We start from the raw sequence: 18,947 nt of genomic DNA on the forward strand, positions 1-18,947 counted from the left end.
CCTCAACGGCCGACCCCGCAAAACCCTCGACTGGAAGACCCCGGCCGAGGCCCTCGCCGCGCTACTCTCGGCTGCCGTGTAGTGAACCGGTGTTGCGACGACTGGATGAATCCGCCAGTCCTTGCCGGGAAAGAAACTCCTCCACTCTTCGCGAAACCCGCCCGTCGGCAGGGCCCCTCGGTCGAGGCGAGCCTGCTCTACACGTTGAAGGGTGCGCAGGGGCTGCTTGTAAAGGCCATCCGAGACGACCTGGATGATGCGCCACGTCCGGCGATCGAGCTCCTCACGTCGCTCGATGTCATCGGCCCAGACGTCGTCCTCCTCCCGATGGTGGCGGCCCTCGTACTCGATCGCGACGAGCAATTCCTCGTAGGCGAGCTCGAACCGTCGCTGCCAGTCTCCGCTGACGGGGTCACGGAGGATGAGGTTGACGATGGGCTCAGGCAGCCCGGCCAGGACGATGAGCATCCGGAGCCGGCTTTCCGGAGGTAAGTCGACGCCCTCACCTACAAGGGAGGCTGCCCGTCGGAGAAGCGCATACCGGGGCCGGTCCCAGTTCCGGGCGAACTGCATCAATCGCGCCGGCGTCGTCGCGTCGCGCCGGACCAGCCTGTCGCCGAGCGTCACGAGCTGGACGAGGTCGAGGAACTCCGCGGGGTCGGCGAAGGTCCGTTCGGGTGATGTCACCCGGATCCCATTGCGCTGAAGGCCCTTCGGAACCCGAAGATACCGATGGGTGCGGATGCCGGGCACATCCAATGTCTGCTTGTGCCCGATGGTGACGTGGATAGCCGAGTTGTCCGGGACGGTCCCACGCCACAAGAGGGCGGCCGTGTGATGGCTGATCACGGCGCCCTCGGGAGCAATGAGCAGAGCGGCCTTCGCTCGAACGGCGAGGGTCCGGGTGACCGACCTCGAGATGTAGACATTGCGGAAGAGCCGGACGACGTCACGCCCCCGGAACTGTCGCACCGTCAGTCCACCCTCGATCCCCTCCGCCCGGGTGAACGGCTTGCTGGGGTCAAAGGGACGAGCTGCCCCTTTGGTGGCTGGCGACGTCATGGGGGAATCGTCGCGGATCTGGCGAGCGGGTCAGGCTCTGTCCACAGGCCAGCGACGAACCAATTGGCGACCCGCCGCAGGAGACGTTAGTTGAAGAACTTGACCGGCTTGACGATGTCGGCGTAGATCAGCAGCGCCGACATCCCGATCAGGATCACCGCCATCGTGTAGGCCACGGGGAGCGCCTTCGCCACATCCACGTGCCCGGGGTCGGCCTTGCCGAGCAGCTTGGCGCTGCGCCGCTTCAGGCCCTCCCACAGGGCGCCCGCGACGTGACCACCGTCGAGCGGAAGCAGCGGGATGAGGTTGAAGACGAAGAGGGCCATGTTGAGCGACGCGACGAGCGAGATGAGGGTGACGAACTTGGCGCCCGTGCTACCGGCGCCCAGGTCGGCGCTGGCGATCTCGCCGCCGACCCGACCGACACCGACCACTGAGATCGGGCCGTTGCGGTCACGCTCGCCCGAGCCGAAGGCGGCCTGGAAGATGCCGACCATCTTCTGCGGCACGTGGACCACCACGCTGGCCGTCTGCACGAACGCGTTCCCGACGAAGGCCGGGGTCCCGCCGATGCTCCCCTTGACGTTCTCCACCGTGGGGGTCGCACCGAGGTATCCCACCGGCTCGGTGACGATCGCTCCGGTGGCGTCGACTTTGACCTTGTCGGTGTCGACGTAGGAGGCCCGGTTGAGCGACGCGATCGGCGCCTGCAGGGTGACCTGCTGGCCGCCCCGCTCCACCACCATGGCCATCGTCGTGCCCTTGGCGTTGCGGATGAGGGGTGTGACCTCGTCCCAGGTCGTGACCGCCCTGCCGTTGATCGAGATGATCCGGTCCTTCTCCTGCAGTCCGGCCACCGACGCCGGTGACGTCGGGTCGCCGGTCTTGCACTCCGGCTGGGGCACCTGCACGCTCGGCGCCGTCAACGGGGCGCAGGTGGCGACCTTCGCCACCAGCGGGGTCACGGTCGCGATGCCGTAGAGGGTGGAGATCCCGCCCAGCAGGATGGCCGCGATCGCGAAGTTCATCAGCGGTCCCCCGAGCATGACCGCGACCTTCCTTGGCACCGAGAGCCGATAGAAGACCCGGTCGCGGTCCGCCGGGCCAACCTCCTCCATGGACTCCTGTCGGGCCTGGTCCATGAGCTGGCTGAAGCGGCCGGTCGACGACGAGCGCAGCCGGTCCGGGGCGTCCCCGGGCTTTGGCGGGAACATCCCGATCATCCGGATGTAGCCGCCGAGTGGGATCGCCTTGAGGCCATACTCCGTCTCTCCACGGCGACGCGACCAGATGGTCGGCCCGAAGCCGACCATGTACTGGGTCACCTTGACGCCGAACCTCTTCGCGGGCACGAGGTGGCCGATCTCGTGGAGAGCGATCGACAGGCCCACACCCACGACGACGAAGAGCACTCCGGCGATGTACGCGATCACGCCTGGGTCCCTCCCTCAAGGTTGCTGGTCCCACCATTGTCGCTCAGCCCGAGGACCGACCGCGCCTGCGACCGGGCCCAGGAGTCGGCACGCAGCACTGCGTCAACGTCCAGGTCCGACGGATCGATCCCGCCGCCCCCGTCGGCGTGCTGCTCGACCACCCGGGCGATGGTCTCGACGATGTCCGTGAAGCGGATCCGTCCGCCGAGGAAGGCCTGCACGCACTCCTCGTTGGCCGCGTTGTAGACCGCGGGAAAGGTCCCGCCAGCCCCGCCCACCTGCTTCGCAAGCGCCACCGCCGGGAATGCCTGGTGGTCGAGCGGGAAGAACTCCCACGTCGTCGCGCGGGTCCAGTCGCAGGCAGGAGCCGCCTGCGGCACCCGGTCGGGCCAGCCGAGCCCGAGGGCGATGGGGATCAGCATGCTCGGCGGCGAGGCCTGCGCGATCGTCGAGCCGTCGGTGAACTCGACCATCGAGTGGACGACGGACTGCGGGTGGACGACGACCTCGATCCGGTCGAAGGGGATGTCGAAGAGCAGGTGAGCCTCGATGACCTCGAGCCCCTTGTTGACCAGCGTCGCGGAGTTCGTCGTGATGACCGGCCCCATCGCCCAGGTCGGGTGGGCGAGCGCCTGCTCGGGCGTCACCTCGTGCAGCTGCTCACGCGCCATCCCGCGGAAGGGCCCTCCGCTCGCGGTGACGACGAGTCGGCGCACCTCGCCCGCCGAGCCGGCGCGCAGACACTGCGCAATGGCGCTGTGCTCGCTGTCGACCGGCACGATCTGCCCGGGCTTCGCGGCCGCGCGCACCAGCGGGCCGCCGATGATGAGGGACTCCTTGTTGGCCAGCGCGAGAGTGTTGCCGGCCTCCAGCGCGGCCAGGGTCGGTGCGAGGCCGATGGACCCGGTGATGCCGTTGAGGACGACGTCGGTAGGGCGGGCAGCGAGGATCGCGTTGGCCTCGGGTCCAACCAGGACCTCGGGCCGGTATGCCGGGCAGCCCGCTGCCGCGGCCGCCCCACCGATCGCGGCGGTGACCTCCTCGACGCTCCCGCGCGCCACCGCGACCGACTCGACCCGGAGGCGGACGGCTTGCTCGGCGAGCAGCTCGAGGTTGCCTCCGCCGGCGCTCAGAGCGGTGACCGCGAACCGGTCGGGGTTGGCGAGCACGACCTCGATGGCCTGGGTGCCGATCGATCCGGTTGAGCCGAGCAGGGTCACGGCGCGCGGTGCAGTCACGCCCGCATTGTCCCCCACTCCAGTGGGCTGCGGCCCCTACTCCAGTGGGCTGCGGCCCCTACTCCAGTGGGCTGCGGCCCCCACTTCACTGGGCGGCCCCGCTGACTCCGGGTCGGCTGTGCGGCATACCCGGGCGGCGGAAGCACGGCATACGAGGCGGGGGTGTCCTCAGCGGACGATGATGGTGACCTGGAGGTCGTCGCGTTCGCGCTCGACGTCCTCGAGCACCGACACGATCGCGCGGAAGGCGCGGGGGTCCTGCTCGCGCAGGGCGTGGGCGTCGTCCCAGACCACGCAGATCGGCCGGCCGTCGGCGTCCTGGAGGTCGCGCAGGGAGTCCATGAGCGCATCGAGGTTGTGGCCGAACCAGTCGGGCAGCGCCAGCGTGGCGCGGAAGGACTCGAGGGTGGCGCGCTTGTCCTCCCCGCCCTCGACGACGTGCACGACGCGGCCCGCGGCGTGGGCCCGGCGCACCAGCGCGTCGAGGTCGGCCCCGATGCCGAGCCGGCGGGTCACGCCCCCTCCCGGATGCGCTCGAACGAGGCGTAGTGGTCGCCGGTGTAGAAGCGTGCGCCGTCCTGGCCGGTGATGATCCGGCGGGGACCACGGTCCGGGCTGCCGGGGGTGGTGACGGTGTACTCCTTGTAGTAGCCCTTGCCCTTGGCGGGCAGGATGCGCTCACGGTTGTCGAAGGTGACGCCGTCGTTGCGAGGGTAGGGAAAGGGACCGCCGGCCCGGATCGCGGTCAGGGTCTGCCTGGCCTGCTCGTTCAGCGTCGACTCGTCGACCCAGCGCAGCCCCGTCGCGGGGTCGGCCGCCGACGTGCGCGCGCCCGCGCTGGTGGCCGGGCCGGACGTGGAGCGGGTGAGGCTCAGCCCGACCGCGACGAGGAGGACGAGACCCCCGACGAGAAGGGCCACGAGGGCCGTCCTCGGGGACCGTCCCCGCCGTGGTGTGCGCACCTGCACATCATGCCCGTCCGCGCGCTCCCCAGCACGCGGACGGGCCCCCCACGGTGCGCGCTCCCCCGGCGCGCCCGAAGGTCCTGTGCACGCCCCCCCGGGCGCGCAGGACCGGGTCTGGTCACTCGGTGTAGAGGCGGTCCTCGACGAGCTGTTCCATGACGAGCTGGCCCGCGGCGTCGAAGCGACCCTCAGAGAAGCGCTTGCGGAACTCGAGCTCGATCTTGTCCACGCCGTGCCTGTTCTTCTCGATGGTCATGACGACCCACTCCTTGAAGCGGTCGGCGTTGCCGAGGTCGTAGACCAAGTGGTGACGGGCGACGATGTCGTACTTCTCGTTGAGCAGGAGCACCACGTCGGCCTCGTGGGCGACGGCGGCGGAGCCCCGCAGGTCCGCGACCCGGGTGCGGATGCCGAGCGAGCCGTGGGCGCCCCCGGAGCCCGGGGCGCGGCCCGCGCCCGTGACGACGACCATCGGCACCCCGAGGGCGACGGTGAGGTCCTTGAGGCGCTCCACCACCGCGACCTGCTCCTCGTCCCCCCGCGCCGGACCCCGGGTGAGGGGGACCTTCTGGAGGTGGTCGATGACGACGAGGGGGCGGATCCCGGTCTGCGCCTCGACCTCGCGCACGACCCGCTCGATCTCGGCGAGGTCGGTCGTCGACGTGGCCGACTCGTGCAGGTGGAGCCGGTCGGCGTAGCGCCGGATCGCCTCGAGGCCCTCGAGGGCTCCGGGCAGCAGGGCGAGACGCTCCTCCAGGCTGGTGGGCTGGCCCGGCTGGAGCTCGAAGGCCCGGCGCACGGAGCGCAGCTTCGTCGACCCCAGCCCGACGGCGGCGGCGGCCTCGAGGGAGATGAGCCGCTCGAGGATGGTGTGCGCCTCCGACTCGTAGGAGAAGACGACTGCGCTGCCGCCGGCCCGCACGACGTTGCGCACCATCTGCACGACCAGCGTCGACTTGCCGAGTCCCTGGGCACCGCCGAGCATGACGAGCTCACCCGAGCGGAGACCTCCGTCGAGCGAGTCGTCGAGCACCCTGAATCCGGTGGGGACCACGACGGCCCCCGGCAGGACACCCTGACGGATAGCGTCGTCGGTGCGGTCGAGCAGTGCCGAGATCGAGGTCAGCCGGGGGGCGGGAGCCGCGGTAATCGTTGTCATGACCGCAGTCAAGCGCACCGCGGGCCTACGCGCCACGGTTCTGCCAAAGGTCAACCGAACGGCTGATCCCGGTCAAGAAAGAGTAAAGGGATGTTAAAGGGCAATTCCGACATACTTGGTCTCGAGGTACTCCTCGATGCCCTCGAAACCGCCCTCGCGACCGAACCCGCTGTGCTTGACGCCCCCGAAGGGCGCCGCCGGGTTGGAGACGATGCCCTGGTTGACGCCGACCATCCCGTACTCCAGCGCCTCGCTCGTGCGCAGGGCCCGGTCGAGGTCCCTGGTGAAGAGGTAGGCGACCAGGCCGAACTCGGTGTCGTTGGCCATCGCGATCGCCTCCGCGTCGGTCGTGAAGGTCGTGATCGGGGCGACCGGGCCGAAGATCTCCTCCTGCTGGAGCCGGGCGCTGGTTGGGACGTCCACGAGGACGGTCGGCTGGAAGAAGTAGCCGGCCCCCCGCTGTGGCTCCCCTCCGATGAGGACCCTCGCGCCCCTGGCGACGGCGTCGTCGAGAAGCTCGGTGACCTTGGTGCGCGCCTTCTCATCGATGAGTGGACCGACGGTGACGCCCTTCTTGGTGCCCTTGCCGAGGGTGAGCGCCCCCATCCTCGCGGCGAACTTCCCGGAGAACTCCTCGGCCACCGACTCGTGGACATAGAAGCGGTTGGCCGCCGTGCAGGCCTCGCCGATGTTGCGCATCTTGGCGAGCATGGCGCCCTCGACGGCCTGGTCGACGTCGGCGTCCCCGAACACCAGGAACGGGGCGTTGCCGCCGAGCTCCATCGACACCCGGAGCAGCTGCTCGGCCGACTGCTCGACGAGCATCCGCCCGACCGGGGTCGAGCCGGTGAAGGTCAGCTTGCGCAGCCGCGGGTCGCGGATGAGCGGCTCGCAGACGTCCTGGGTGTGCGACGTCGTGATGACGTTGAGGACGCCGTCGGGCACGCCGCACCCGGTGAGCAGCTCGGCGAGCAGCAGCATCGTCAAGGGCGTCTGGCTGGCCGGCTTGACGACCATGGTGCAGCCGGCCGCGAGCGCGGGACCGATCTTGCGGGTCCCCATCGCGAGGGGAAAGTTCCATGGCGTGATCATCAGGACGGGTCCGACGGGCTGCTTGGTCGTCAGCAGCCGCGTCGCGCCGTTGGGGGCCACAGCATACCGGCCGTGGATGCGGACGGCCTCCTCGGCGAACCACCGGAAGAACTCCGAGCCGTAGGCGACCTCGCCACGCGACTCCGCAAGGGGCTTGCCCATCTCGAGTGTCATCATCAGCGCGAACTCCTCGGCGCGCTCGGTGAGCCGTTCGTATGCCGCGCGGAGGATCTCGCTGCGCTCGCGCGGGGGCGTCGCGGCCCAGGACGACTGCGCTGCGACGGCAGCATCGAGGGCGGCCCGGCCGTCGGCCACGCTCGCGTCGGCCACGTGCGCCAGGGTGCGACCCGTCGCGGGGTCCTCGACGGCGAGGGTGGAGCCGTCCGAGGAGTCGCGCCACGAGCCCCCGATGAAGAGCCCGGTGGGCACGGCGTCGAGCAGGGCCGATTGGGTGATGGGCATGCGGGGCCTCTCGAGCGTCGTCAGGGGTTCGTCAGTGGATTGGGGGTTCTTCAGGGACACGTCACGGATTGCGGCAGGGATTGTCCGAGAGCCTACCCAGCACGCTCAGACGGAGCACGCTCAGACCGACGCCGCGAAGGCCGCCTCGAGGATGTCGAGCCCCTCGGAGAGCAGGTCGTCGCCGGCGACGAGCGGCGGCAGGAACCGGAACACGTTGCCGTAGGTGCCACAGGTGAGGGTGATCAGCCCTTCGTGGTGGCAGAACGCGTTCACGGCCGATGTCAGGGCCGCGTTGGGCGTCTTGTCGTCCGCGGACGCGACGAGCTCGACCGCGAGCATCGCGCCCCGGCCACGAATGTCACCGACCTGGTCGTACTTCGCGGCGAGGGCCTCCAGCCGGGGCCGGAAGAGTGCCTCGATCGCCCGGGCGCGCGCCGCGAGGTCGTCCGTACGCATCGTCTCGATCGCGGCCAGTGCGGCGGCGCAGGCGACCGGGTTGCCGCCGTAGGTGCCGCCGAGGCCGCCGCCGTGGACCGAGTCCATGACGTCCGCGCGCCCGGTGACGCCGGCGAGCGGCAGCCCGCCCGCGATGCCCTTGGCCACGGTGACGATGTCGGGGACGACGTCCTCGTGCTCGCTGGCGAACCAGTCCCCGGTGCGGCAGAAGCCGGTCTGGATCTCGTCCGCGATGAAGAGGATGCCGTGGTCCTTGCACCACCTCGCGACCGTGGCGACGAAGCCCGGTGCGGGGACGATGAACCCGCCCTCGCCCTGGATCGGCTCGAGGATCACGGCGGCGGTGTTCTGCTCGCCGACCTGGGTGTGCACCCGTTGGACGAACTCGGCGAAGGCCTCGTCGGCGCAGGTCTCGCGGCCGGTGGGCCACCGGTAGGGGTAGGCCATCGGGACGCGGTGGATCTCGCCCGCGAAGGGCCCGAAGCCGTCCTTGTAGGGCATGTTCTTCGCCGTGAGCGCCATGGTCAGGTTGGTGCGGCCGTGGTAGGCGTGGTCGAAGGCGACGACGGCCTGCCGGCCGGTGAAGTGGCGGGCGACCTTAATCGCGTTCTCCACGGCTTCGGCGCCGGAGTTGAAAAGCGCAGAACGCTTCTCATGATCGCCGGGCGTCAGCGCGTTGAGCTGCTCGCAGACCGCGAGGTACTCCTCGTAGGGCGTGACCATGAAGCAGGTGTGGGTGAAGTCGGCGACCTGCCTCTGCACGGCCTCGACGACCCGCGGCGCCGCGTTGCCGACGGAGGTGACGGCGATGCCGGAGCCGAAGTCGATGAGCTGGTTGCCGTCGACGTCGACGACGATGCCGCCACCGGCGCGCTCGACGTAGATCGGCAGCCCGGTGCTGACCCCGGACGACACGGCAGCCACCTTGCGCGCGTGCAGGGCCCGGGACCGCGGACCGGGGATCGCGGTCGTGAGGACTCGCTTCTGCTCAATGCTCATGGGTCCAGCCTCCATCTCTCGTCTCATGCTGTCCAATGCGTGCGCTGTGCCGGGGCCAGGGTCAACCGCGACCGTCGAGCAGCGGGGTCGCGCGGTCCCAGGTCGTCCCGTCCCGAGCGTCCTGTCGACGCCGGGCGATGGCCGAGAGGGCCTCGAGGACCACGCGGTTCGCGAGTGCCGCGGTGATGTCGGCGTGGTCGTAGGGAGGGCTGACCTCGACGACGTCGACGCCGACGACCGGCAGCTCGAGGCAGATCCGGCGCACGGCGTCGAGCAGCTGGCGGGCGCTGAGACCACCGGGCTCCGGGGTGCCCGTGCCCGGCGCGTGGCCCGGGTCGCAGACGTCGATGTCCACGGAGAGGAAGACCCCGTCGCACTCGTCCATGGCGATGCTGAACGCCTCGGTCAGACACTCGTCGAGGCCCCGGTGGACGACCTCGGTCATCTCGTAGGAACGCATCCGGTGGCCCGCCATCCAGTCCAGCGTCTCCGGCGGCGGCCAGTAGCCGCGCAACCCGACCTGGAGGAACCGGTCGCCGCGCAGGGCCCCGGACTCGATGAGCCGGCGCATAGGCTGACCGTGGCCCCAGAGCGAGCCGAACTCGATGTCACCGGTGTCGGCGTGGGCGTCGAAGTGGATCATCGAGATCCGGCCGTGACCGAGGACGTTGGCGACCCCCTTGGCGTCCGGGAAGGCGATCGAGTGGTCGCCGCCGAGGATCACCGGGATGGCGCCCGACCGCGTCACCTTCTCGACCGCCCGCTCGAGCGCCGGCAGCGCGACCTCGATGTCACCGGAGAACATCTCGACGTCTCCGGCGTCGAGCACTCGCAGGTCCCGCAGGCCGTCGGTGCGCAGCGCAAGCGACGGGCGCGACCCGTCGTGCGGGAGGTAGTCGCTCATCCGGATCGCCTGCGGCCCGAACCGGGCCCCAGGGCGGTGGGACGTGCCTCCGTCGAACGGCGCACCGAGGATGACGACGTCCGCCCCGGCATACGAGCTCTCGTCGTCGAGGTCGCACCGGTCCACCCCGAGGAACGTGAGGTCGGGGCCGTACTGGGCGCCATAGCGGGTCATCTCCCGATCCTAGGGTCGCGCGGCGTGGTCACGACCGCTCGTCCTGGCCCCAGGGCGAGCCGTAGCCGACCGGGGCGGGGGCCTTGAGCAGGTCGAGGAACGGCACCGCGTCGAAGGCCTCCGGGCCGAGCACGCCGGTCCCGGACCAGGCCCCCGACGCGAGGAGCTCGAGGGCGACGACGGGGTTGACCGCGGTCTGCCAGACCACGCACTGGGCGCCGTACTCCCGCATCGACCACTCGTTGTCGACCACGTGGTAGAGGTAGGTCCCGCGCGGCTGCCCATCGAGGCCGGTGCCCGTCACGAACGTCCCCGCGCAGGTCTTGCCGGTCATCCTGGGCCCGATCGTGGACGGGTCGGGCAGCACCGCCGCGACGACGTCCCGCGGTGAGACGAGGGCGTCCCCGACGCGCACCTTCTCGACCCGGTCCAGACCGAGGGCGTGGAGGGTCTTCAGCACGCCGATGAACTCGTCGCCGAGGCCGTACTTGAAGGTCACCCGTCTCGCGTCCAGCCACCGGGGCATCAGAAGGACCTCCTCGTGCTCGACGTTGACGCACTCCACCGGCCCGATGCCCTCGGGGAAGTCGAACACCTCGGGCTCGCTGAACGCGGGCGTCGTGAACCAGCCCCGGTCCTTCTCCCAGACCACGGGCGGGTTGAGGCACTCCTCGATCGTCGTCCAGATCGAGAAGCTGGGCGCGAAGATCTCCTCGCCGACCTCGTTGCGTACGACGAGGTTGGCGCCGTCGCGTACGCCGAGCTCGTCCACCGCGGAGAAGAGGTGGTCGACGGCATACCGGGCGAAGACGTCGGAGAGGCCCGGCTCGACCCCCATCCCGACGAGCGCGAGCTGCCCGGCCGCCCGCCAGCGGGACTCCGCGGCGAACTGCTCGTCGCCGAGCCTGACACCGACCTCGGCCCAGGGCTGTTCGGGGTGGCGCGACGAGAGGCTCATCGCCATGTCGAGGTAGTCGGCCCCGGCAGCGAGGGCGCCCTCGAAGACCGACATGACGAACCGGGGGTCGACGGCGTTGAGGACGTGGGTGATCCCGTGCTCGCGCGCCAGGGCGGCGATGGACGCGGCGTCCGAGGCGTCGACGCGGGCCGCGACCAGGCGCGACTCCCCCGCGCGGCGAGCGGTGGCCGCGGCCACGGTGGCCTCGGCCCGGGCGAGGTCGTGGTCCGACATGACGAGCAGGTCGAAGAAGTCGCGGGCAACGGCGATCCGGGCGACGGCGTCACCGACGCCACCGGACCCGATGACAAGGACTCGCATGTCTCACACCACTCTTGCTCGACGGGTGCTGATGGCCTGGGCGATCCCGACCACCGCCACGGCACTGAGGAACATCACGGTGCCCACGACGTTGATCTGGACGGGGGTCCCCCGCTGGGCGGCGCCCCACACGAACATCGGGAACGTGACCGACGAGGGGCTCGCGTTGAAGTTCGTGATGATGTAGTCGTCGAACGACAGGGAGAACGCCAGCAGCCCCCCGGCCGCGATGCCGGGCGCCACGAGCGGCAGCGTCACCCGCAGGAAGGTCTGCACCTCGTTGGCGTAGAGGTCCGCGGCGGCCTGCTCGAGCCGGGGGTCGAGGGAGGCGACCCGCGCCTTGACCGTGACGATGACGAACGACAGGCAGAACATGATGTGCGCGATGAGGATCGTCGTGCTGCCGGACGGGATCCCGAGCGAGATGAACAGGGTGAGCAGGCTCGAGCCCATGACCACCTCGGGCGTCGCCATGGGGAGGAAGATCAGCAGGTTGGTCGCGGCCCGCCCGCGGAACCGGTGGCGGCCCAGGGCGAAGGCCACCATCGTGCCGAGCACGGTGGCGACGACCGAGGCGATGAGGCCGACCCGGAGGCTCAGACCGAGCGCCTCGCACATCCCCGGGCTGCCGCACGGGTTGGTCCAGGCATCGAGCGAGAACCGCGTCCACTCGTAGTTGTAGCGGCCGTTCGGGGCGTTGAAGGAAAAGAGGATGACGACCAGGTTGGGCACCAGGATGTAGCCCATCACGAGCAGCCCGACGACGCTGAGGACGTGGCGGCGCAGCCAGGCCATCTAGACCAGCTCCTCGGTGCCGGCACGGCGCACGTAGACCACGACGATGACGACGATCGTCATCATCAGGATGAACGACAGCGCCGCCGCGATCGGGTAGTCGAGGACCCGGAGGAACTGCGCATCGATGACCTGCCCGATCATCACCGTCTGGGTGTTGCCCAGCAGCCTGGAGTTGATGAAGTCACCCGACGCCGGGATGAAGGTGAGGAGGGTCCCGGCGACCACCCCCGGCAGGGAGAGCGGCCAGACGACGCGACGGAACGCCTGGACCGGCGAGGCATACAGGTCGCCGGCCGCCTCGACGAGCCGGATGTCGAGCCGCTCGAGGTTGGCGTAGAGCGGCAGCACCATGAAGGGCAGGAAGTTGTAGGTGAGCCCGCAGATCACGGCGAACTTCGAGGACAGGAGCGAGTCGTTGGCGGTCAGGCCCACGGCCTGCAGCACCGAGGTGAGGTGCGACCAGCGAGCGAACGACGTGACCACGCCGTCGTCGGTGAGGATGATCTGCCAGGCGAGGGTGCGGATCAGGAAGTTCGTGAAGAACGGCGCGACCACGAGCACGAGCAGGAGGTTCTTGAACCGGCCGGACCGGTGGGCGATGAACCACGCCAACGGATAGCCGAGGAGCAGGGTGCCGACCGTGGCGGTCGCCGCGTAGCCGAGGGACCGCGCGAACTGCGGCCAGTACTGCCCGACCGCGTCGGCGTAGTTCTGGACGTGCCAGGTCAGGACGTATCCGGTGTCGACGTCACCGGTCTGGAGGGACTGCGAGGCCAGCGACAGAGTCGGCACGACGAAGAAGACGACGAGCCACAGGAGGCCGGGAAGCAGCAGCAGGTAGGGGGTCCACCGCCCGCGGCGTCGGGGCGCAGCCGCCGGCGCCGGCGTCGAGGCCCCGCGGGCCGTCTCGAGAAGGACCATGCCTAGACGACCTCCTCGTGGTCCTCGCCGGCGTGCGCGTCCTGCGCGACGTCGAGGGAGAACGCCTGGGACGGCTCCCACCCGAGCCGCACGGTCTCTCCCAGCCCGGCCCGCGCCGACCCGTCGTTCTGCTGCACCAGGGTCAGCTCCTGGCCCCACGGCATCCGGACGAGGTAGTGGGTGGCTACTCCGGTGAAGGACACGTCGGTGACCTCACCGGGAAGCACGTTGAGCCCGGGCGTGTCACCGCCGACCAGGCGCAGCTTTTCCGGGCGGATCCCCAGCCACACCCCGTCGGCGCCCTCGGGCACCTGCGCGCGGGACAACCGCAGGGGTATGCCGTGCACGTCCACCTCCGCGTGGTCGCCCCGCAGCCCGGTCAGTCTCGCGCGCAGGAGGTTCGACTGGCCGAGGAAGTTGGCGACGAAGGTCGACCGGGGTCGCTCGTAGAGCGTTGCCGGGTCGCCCACCTGCTCGAGCCGACCACCGTTCATCACCGCGATGGTGTCGGCCATGGTCATCGCCTCCTCCTGGTCGTGGGTGACGTGGACAAAGGTCAGGCCGACCTCCTGCTGGATCCTTTTCAGCTCGATCTGCATCTGCCGGCGCAGCTTGAGGTCGAGCGCCCCGAGGGGTTCGTCGAGCAGGAGGACATCGGGCCGGTTGACGATGGCCCGGGCCAGGGCGACGCGCTGCTGCATCCCGCCGGAGAGCTGGCCGGGCTTCTTACCTGCCGTGTGAGCGAGCTCGACGAGGTCGAGCGCAGCGACCGCCTTGGCCTTCCACTCCCCGTCCCGGCGCCGACGCAGGCCGAACGCGACGTTGTCGAGGATGTTGAGGTGCGGGAAGAGCGCGTAGTTCTGGAAGACGGTGTTGACATTGCGCTGGTAGGCCTTCGTGTCCGTGATGTCCCTGGCGCCGATCGAGATCGTGCCCTCGCTCGGCTGCTCGAGCCCGGCCACCATCCGCAACGTCGTCGTCTTGCCGCACCCCGACGGCCCGAGCAGCGCGAAGAACGAGCCGCGGGGGATGGTCAGGTCGAGGTGGTCCACTGCCGTGAACGCCTCATACGTCCTCGTGACGCCCTCCAGCCGCAGGTCACCGGACGGCTGCGCGTCCATCACCCGTTGACCAGGGCCTGGAACTTGCGGTTGTAGTCCGTCTCCTCCGCCGCGCTGAGGCCACGGAAGACCTGCGCCCGGGACAGGGTCGCCGCGGTCGGGAAGACCAGCTCGTTGGCGGCCACCGGGGGGTCGTCCACCGCGAGGACCTCCTTGGTCCCCTTTACCACGCTGATGTAGGTGACGAAGTCGACGACCTTCGCCACGACCTTCGGGTCGTAGTAGTAGTTGACCAGCCGCTCGGCATTCTTCTTGTGCTGGGCCATCGCCGGGATGACGAAGTTGTCGGACCACAGCGTGCACCCGGTCTGCGGCAAGGCGTAGCCGAGGTCGGGGTTGTCGGCGCGCAGCTGGACGACATCACCGGTCCACGCGACACAGGCCGCCGTCTCCCCCGCGGCCAGCGGTTTGGTGTAGTCGTTGCCGGTGAACCCCTTGATCTGCCCGGCGTCCTTGGCCTTGCGCAGCTCGGCGACGGCCGCATCGAAGTCCGCGGTGACGAAGCTGTCGAGCTTCTTGCCCATCGCCATCATCACCAGGCCGACCGTGTCGCGCATCTCGGTGAGGAGGGTCACCTTGCCCTTGAGCGCCGGGTCGGTGAGCAGCTGGTCGACCGTCTCGATCTTCTTGCCGCCGGTGGCCTTGGGGTTCCACGCGATGCCGGCGAAGCCGCTCTGCCACGGCAGCGAGTAGGCGCGTCCCGGGTCGAACTGGACGTTGCGCAGGGAGTCCTCGACATTGCCGGCGTTGGGGATGTTCGCGAGATCCAGCTTCTGCACGTAACCGAGCCGGATCAGTCGCGCGACCATCCAGTCGGTGCTCACCCAGATGTCACGGCCGGTGTCCGAGCCCGCCTCGAGGAGGGGGCGCACCTTGGCGTAGAACTCGTCGTTGTCGTTGTAGTCCTCGGTGTAGGTGACCTTGATCCCGGTCGCCGTGGTGAAGGCGTCCAGCGTCGGCCTCGCACTCGTCTTCTGGTCGACGTCGATGTACTGCTGCCAGTTCGACCAGTTGACGACCTTCTCGGTGTCGGACAGGTCGGGGGCCGCCTTGGCCGACGGCGCCGCCGCCGTCGTGGCACTGCCGGAGCCGCCGGCGTCGGGACTCTTGCCCGGTGAGCCACAGGCGCCGAGGAGGGCGACCGCGGAGGCCCCGGCGAGACCGGTCAGCGCCGATCGTCGGGATATCAGGCCGCGGGCCAGGGCCACCTGAGCGGCAGTGGGAAGGACGTCGCCCATGAGGGTCTCCTAGGGGTGGGGGAAGGGTCTGGCTGTCGGGCGGGGGTCAGGAGCTGATGTTGGCCATCACGTGCTTGATCCGGGTGTAGTCCTCGAACCCGTACATCGACAGGTCCTTGCCGTAGCCGCTGCGCTTGAACCCGCCGTGCGGCATCTCGGCGACGACGGGGATGTGGGTGTTGATCCACACGCATCCGAAGTCGAGCGCCTTCGAGACCCGCATCGCCCGGCCGAAGTCCTTCGTCCACACGCTCGAGGCGAGGCCGTAGTCGACGCCGTTGGCCCACCGGAGCGCCTCGGCCTCGTCGGTGAACCGCTGGACGGTGATGACCGGCCCGAAGATCTCGTCCTGGACCGCCTCGTCGTCCTGGTGGAGTCCGGAGACGACGGTCGGCTCGAGGAAGAATCCGTCGCCCAGGCTGGTCACCCGCGACCCGCCGGCGCCGATCGTCGCGTGGTCGGGCAGCCGGCTGAGGAAGCCCCGGACGCGGTCGAGCTGGCCCGCGTTGTTCACCGGGCCGAAGAGCGCGTCGCCGTCGTCGGGCATGCCGACCTTGGCCTGGCTGCGGGCATACTCCCCCAGCGCGGCCACGAAGTCGTCGTGGATCCGGGGTCCGGCGAGCACCCGCGTGGCCGCGGTGCAGTCCTGGCCGGCGTTGAAGTACCCAGCGATCGCGATGCCCTCGACGGCAGCCTCGATGTCGGCGTCGTCGAAGACGATAACGGGAGCCTTGCCGCCGAGCTCGAGGTGGACTCGCTTGACGGCCCGGGCGGCCGACTCCGCCACCTGCGTCCCGGCGCGCACCGAACCGGTGATGGCGACCATCGCGGGCGTGGGGTGCTCGACCAGGGCGCGGCCCGTGTCGCGGTCTCCCGTCACGACGTTGAACGTCCCGGCCGGCAGGAACTCGGACGCGATCTCGGCGAGCAGGAGCGTCGTCTCGGGCGTCGTGTCGCTGGGCTTGAGCACGACCGTGTTGCCGGCCGCGAGCGCCGGGCCGATCTTCCAGACCGCCATCATCATCGGGTAGTTCCACGGCGTCACCTGGCCGATGACGCCGATCGGCTCCCGGCGCACCCACGAGGTGTGGTCCTTGAGGTACTCCCCCGCGGCCCGGCCCTCGAGCACCCGGGCCGCGCCGGCGAAGAAGCGCAGCTGGTCGAGCATCGGGGGGAGCTCCTCGCTCGCCGTGAGGGCGTGCGGCTTGCCGGTGTTCTCTGCCTCGAGGGTGACGAACTCGTCGGCCCGCGTCTCCACGGCGTCGGCGAACCTGAGCATCGCGCGCTGGCGCTCGCTCGGCGTGGTCTCGCCCCACGTCTCGAAGGCGGCTGCCGCCGACCGGTATGCCGCGTCGACGTCGGCGGCCGACGAGACCGGAGCGGTGGCGACGACCTTGGCCGTGGACGGGTCGATGATGTCGCTCGTCGCGGCGCTCTCGGGGTCGAGGTAGTCACCGTTGACGAAGCTGCGCAGGACACGGACGGGCTGGCTCACGAATCTCTCCTCGGCTGACGCCACGGGTACGGGGTCCCGCTGCTCACCCAGACTGTAGCCATCCACGGGCCAGATCAACAGTGTTTGAGACACCTGTCAACGAAATCTGTCTATTTCTTCATGCTGCACACTAGATTTCGTGGCTCATTGGGTTGCGTTCCGACGACAAACGCGACACCATCGGACCCATGACACCACGACGGAAGGGCCCCTCGGCAGGCGGGGCCCGGGCGTCGGCACCCGCCCCGCCCGCCGCTCCGGTGCTCGACGAGGTGTCCAAGAGCATCATCGAGCACCTCCAGCAGGACGGTCGTCAGCCCTACGTCACCATCGCCAAGGCCGTCGGCCTCTCCGAGGCCGCGGTGCGCCAGCGGGTCCAGAAGCTCCTGGACGCGGACGTGATGCAGATCGTCGCCGTGACGGACCCGCTCCAGGTGGGCTTCCGGCGGCAGGCGATGATCGGCGTCCGCACCGAGGGCGACGTGACCCCGGTGGCCGAGGCGCTGGGCGAGCTGCCCGAGGTGTCCTACGTCGTCACCACGGCCGGCAGCTTCGACCTCCTCGCCGAGGTCGTCTGCGAGGACGACGACCACCTGCTGACCCTGCTCACCACCGCGATCCGCCGGCTCCCGGGCGTGAGGTCGACCGAGACCTTTGTCTATCTCAAGCTCAACAAGCAGCACTACAACTGGGGAACCCGATGACCACTGCACCATCACCCGTCCAGCAACCGACCCCGGAGGCGAGCGTGGCCCGCACGCCGGCGGGCACGGCATACGCCGACGCCGCCCGGGACCACCTCTGGGGCCACTTCACTCGCCACTCCGTCTACGAGCCCACCGAGAACGGCGGGCTCGGCGCGAAGGTGCCCGTGATCGTGCGGGGCCAGGGCCACAAGATCTGGGACGACCAGGGGCGTGAGTACATCGACGGCCTCTCGGGGCTGTTCGTCGTCCAGGTCGGGCACGGCCGGGCCGAGCTCGCCGAGGCCGCAGCCAAGCAGGCCGAGCAGCTCGCCTTCTTCCCGCTCTGGTCCTATGCCCACCCGCGCGCCATCGAGCTCGCCGAGCGGCTGGCCCACCACGCGCCGGGCGACCTCAACCGGGTCTTCTTCACCACCGGTGGCGGCGAGGCCGTCGAGTCGGCGTGGAAGCTGGCCAAGCAGTACTTCAAGCTCGTCGGCAAGCCGACCAAGCACAAGGTCATCAGCCGCGCCGTCGCCTACCACGGCACCCCGCAGGGCGCGCTGTCGATCACCGGGATCCCGTCGGCCAAGGAGATGTTCGAGCCGCTCGTGCCGGGGGCCTTCAAGGTGCCCAACACCAACCAGTACCGGGCTCCCGAGGCGCTGCGCGACGACCCGAAGGCGTTCGGGCTGTGGGCTGCCGACCGGATCGCGGAAGCGATCGAGTTCGAGGGCCCGGACACCGTCGCCGCGGTCTTCCTCGAGCCCGTGCAGAACTCCGGTGGCTGCTTCCCGCCACCCCCGGGCTACTTCGAGCGGGTCCGCGAGATCTGCGACGAGTACGACGTGCTGCTCGTCTCGGACGAGGTGATCTGCTCCTTCGGACGGACCGGGTCGATGTTCGGCTCGCTCGACTTCGGCTACGTGCCCGACATCATCACCTGCGCCAAGGGGATGACGTCCGGCTACTCCCCCATCGGCGCGATGATCGCCAGCGACCGGCTGTTCGAGCCGTTCCGCACCGGCACGACGTCGTTCCCGCACGGCTACACCTTCGGCGGACACCCGGTCTCGGCGGCCGTCGCGATGGCCAACCTCGACATCTTCGAGCGCGAGGGCCTCAACGAGCACGTGCGGGAGAACGCCCCAAAGTTCCGCGCCTCCCTCGAGAGCCTCCTCGACCTGCCCATCGTCGGCGACGTCCGGGGCGAGGGCTACTTCTACGGCATCGAGCTCGTCAAGGACAAGGAGACGCGCGAGACGTTCAACGAGGACGAGTCGGAGCGGCTGCTGCGCGGCTACCTGTCCAGGGCGCTCTTCGAGGCCGGGCTCTACTGCCGCGCCGACGACCGTGGCGACCCGGTCATCCAGCTCGCCCCGCCGCTGATCATCGGCGAGCCCGAGTTCGCCGACATCACGTCACGGCTGCGCTCCGTCCTCGACGGGGCGTCGGCCCGGATGTGACG

General features: G+C 69.9%; 17 protein-coding genes. 2 read left to right on the forward strand and 15 right to left on the reverse strand.

The genetic code is table 11. The features are described from left to right. The 15 genes from ACLL9L_RS07120 to ACLL9L_RS07190 all read right to left on the reverse strand — a co-directional run. Positions 1-849 (reverse strand): hypothetical protein (locus ACLL9L_RS07120; protein ID WP_411283947.1); only part of this gene is annotated, 849 nt, incomplete at its 3' end. Positions 850-1,148: 299 nt separating this feature from the next. Beyond that, on the reverse strand, positions 1,149-2,495 hold the full coding sequence (locus ACLL9L_RS07125; protein ID WP_411283948.1) for a M50 family metallopeptidase: 1,347 nt from the start codon (positions 2,493-2,495) through the stop codon (positions 1,149-1,151). Continuing rightward, the gene (dxr, locus tag ACLL9L_RS07130; RefSeq protein WP_411283949.1) at positions 2,492-3,733 is read right to left on the reverse strand and encodes a 1-deoxy-D-xylulose-5-phosphate reductoisomerase; all 1,242 of its coding nucleotides are present in this window, start codon (positions 3,731-3,733) and stop codon (positions 2,492-2,494) included. The genes ACLL9L_RS07125 and dxr overlap by 4 nt, the downstream gene beginning before the upstream one ends. Before the next feature lie 168 nt (positions 3,734-3,901). Next, positions 3,902-4,249: a barstar family protein gene (locus ACLL9L_RS07135; protein WP_411283950.1), complete on the reverse strand. Its 348-nt coding sequence runs from the start codon at positions 4,247-4,249 to the stop codon at positions 3,902-3,904. Then, on the reverse strand, positions 4,246-4,653 hold the full coding sequence (locus ACLL9L_RS07140) for a ribonuclease domain-containing protein (protein WP_411283951.1): 408 nt from the start codon (positions 4,651-4,653) through the stop codon (positions 4,246-4,248). The genes ACLL9L_RS07135 and ACLL9L_RS07140 overlap by 4 nt, the downstream gene beginning before the upstream one ends. Before the next feature lie 163 nt (positions 4,654-4,816). After that, a complete protein-coding gene (locus ACLL9L_RS07145) occupies positions 4,817-5,857 on the reverse strand; it encodes a DnaB-like helicase C-terminal domain-containing protein (RefSeq protein WP_411283952.1) in 1,041 nt (346 codons plus the stop codon). A gap of 93 nt (positions 5,858-5,950) precedes the next feature. After that, positions 5,951-7,411 carry an NAD-dependent succinate-semialdehyde dehydrogenase gene (locus ACLL9L_RS07150; protein WP_411283953.1) on the reverse strand — a complete coding sequence of 487 codons (1,461 nt, stop codon included), beginning with the start codon at positions 7,409-7,411 and terminating at the stop codon, positions 5,951-5,953. A gap of 120 nt (positions 7,412-7,531) precedes the next feature. Continuing rightward, positions 7,532-8,866: a 4-aminobutyrate--2-oxoglutarate transaminase gene (gabT, locus tag ACLL9L_RS07155; protein ID WP_411283954.1), complete on the reverse strand. Its 1,335-nt coding sequence runs from the start codon at positions 8,864-8,866 to the stop codon at positions 7,532-7,534. 61 nt (positions 8,867-8,927) lie between these two features. Then, complete coding sequence (gene speB / locus ACLL9L_RS07160) at positions 8,928-9,944, reverse strand: agmatinase (protein ID WP_411283955.1); 1,017 nt, start codon at positions 9,942-9,944, stop codon at positions 8,928-8,930. 28 nt (positions 9,945-9,972) lie between these two features. Further along, entirely contained in the window at positions 9,973-11,223 is a 1,251-nt protein-coding gene (locus ACLL9L_RS07165; protein ID WP_411283956.1) for a saccharopine dehydrogenase C-terminal domain-containing protein, read from the reverse strand. Positions 11,224-11,226: 3 nt separating this feature from the next. Beyond that, positions 11,227-12,018 (reverse strand): ABC transporter permease, encoded by a 792-nt coding sequence (locus ACLL9L_RS07170; protein ID WP_411283957.1) that lies wholly within the window; start codon positions 12,016-12,018, stop codon positions 11,227-11,229. Further along, positions 12,019-12,942, reverse strand: a complete 924-nt coding sequence (locus ACLL9L_RS07175; protein WP_411283958.1) for an ABC transporter permease — start codon at positions 12,940-12,942, stop codon at positions 12,019-12,021. A gap of 2 nt (positions 12,943-12,944) precedes the next feature. Continuing rightward, complete coding sequence (locus ACLL9L_RS07180) at positions 12,945-14,063, reverse strand: ABC transporter ATP-binding protein (RefSeq protein ID WP_411283959.1); 1,119 nt, start codon at positions 14,061-14,063, stop codon at positions 12,945-12,947. Beyond that, entirely contained in the window at positions 14,063-15,301 is a 1,239-nt protein-coding gene (locus tag ACLL9L_RS07185; protein WP_411283960.1) for a spermidine/putrescine ABC transporter substrate-binding protein, read from the reverse strand. Before ACLL9L_RS07185 ends, ACLL9L_RS07180 begins: the two co-directional genes overlap by 1 nt. A 46-nt stretch (positions 15,302-15,347) precedes the next feature. Next, positions 15,348-16,796 carry a gamma-aminobutyraldehyde dehydrogenase gene (locus tag ACLL9L_RS07190; RefSeq protein ID WP_411283961.1) on the reverse strand — a complete coding sequence of 483 codons (1,449 nt, stop codon included), beginning with the start codon at positions 16,794-16,796 and terminating at the stop codon, positions 15,348-15,350. Positions 16,797-16,984: 188 nt separating this feature from the next. Here ACLL9L_RS07190 and ACLL9L_RS07195 point away from each other — a divergent pair, with 188 nt between their 5' ends. Continuing rightward, a complete protein-coding gene (locus tag ACLL9L_RS07195; RefSeq protein ID WP_411283962.1) occupies positions 16,985-17,500 on the forward strand; it encodes an Lrp/AsnC family transcriptional regulator in 516 nt (171 codons plus the stop codon). After that, positions 17,497-18,945 carry an aspartate aminotransferase family protein gene (locus ACLL9L_RS07200; RefSeq protein ID WP_411283963.1) on the forward strand — a complete coding sequence of 483 codons (1,449 nt, stop codon included), beginning with the start codon at positions 17,497-17,499 and terminating at the stop codon, positions 18,943-18,945. Before ACLL9L_RS07195 ends, ACLL9L_RS07200 begins: the two co-directional genes overlap by 4 nt. The last annotated feature ends 2 nt before the right edge of the window (positions 18,946-18,947 follow it).

This window comes from Lapillicoccus sp. (assembly GCF_046595215.1).
GTDB lineage: Bacteria > Actinomycetota > Actinomycetes > Actinomycetales > Dermatophilaceae > Lapillicoccus.

Coding starts and splice junctions, on each gene's coding strand:
- ACLL9L_RS07145 (WP_411283952.1), bottom strand. CDS start 5,857: ATGACAACGATTACCGCGGCTCCCGCCCCCCGGCTGACCTCGATCTCG.
- ACLL9L_RS07150 (WP_411283953.1), bottom strand. CDS start 7,411: ATGCCCATCACCCAATCGGCCCTGCTCGACGCCGTGCCCACCGGGCTC.
- gabT (WP_411283954.1), bottom strand. CDS start 8,866: ATGAGCATTGAGCAGAAGCGAGTCCTCACGACCGCGATCCCCGGTCCG.
- speB (WP_411283955.1), bottom strand. CDS start 9,944: ATGACCCGCTATGGCGCCCAGTACGGCCCCGACCTCACGTTCCTCGGG.
- ACLL9L_RS07165 (WP_411283956.1), bottom strand. CDS start 11,223: ATGCGAGTCCTTGTCATCGGGTCCGGTGGCGTCGGTGACGCCGTCGCC.
- ACLL9L_RS07170 (WP_411283957.1), bottom strand. CDS start 12,018: ATGGCCTGGCTGCGCCGCCACGTCCTCAGCGTCGTCGGGCTGCTCGTG.
- ACLL9L_RS07175 (WP_411283958.1), bottom strand. CDS start 12,942: ATGGTCCTTCTCGAGACGGCCCGCGGGGCCTCGACGCCGGCGCCGGCG.
- ACLL9L_RS07180 (WP_411283959.1), bottom strand. CDS start 14,063: ATGGACGCGCAGCCGTCCGGTGACCTGCGGCTGGAGGGCGTCACGAGG.
- ACLL9L_RS07185 (WP_411283960.1), bottom strand. CDS start 15,301: ATGGGCGACGTCCTTCCCACTGCCGCTCAGGTGGCCCTGGCCCGCGGC.
- ACLL9L_RS07195 (WP_411283962.1), top strand. CDS start 16,985: ATGACACCACGACGGAAGGGCCCCTCGGCAGGCGGGGCCCGGGCGTCG.
- ACLL9L_RS07200 (WP_411283963.1), top strand. CDS start 17,497: ATGACCACTGCACCATCACCCGTCCAGCAACCGACCCCGGAGGCGAGC.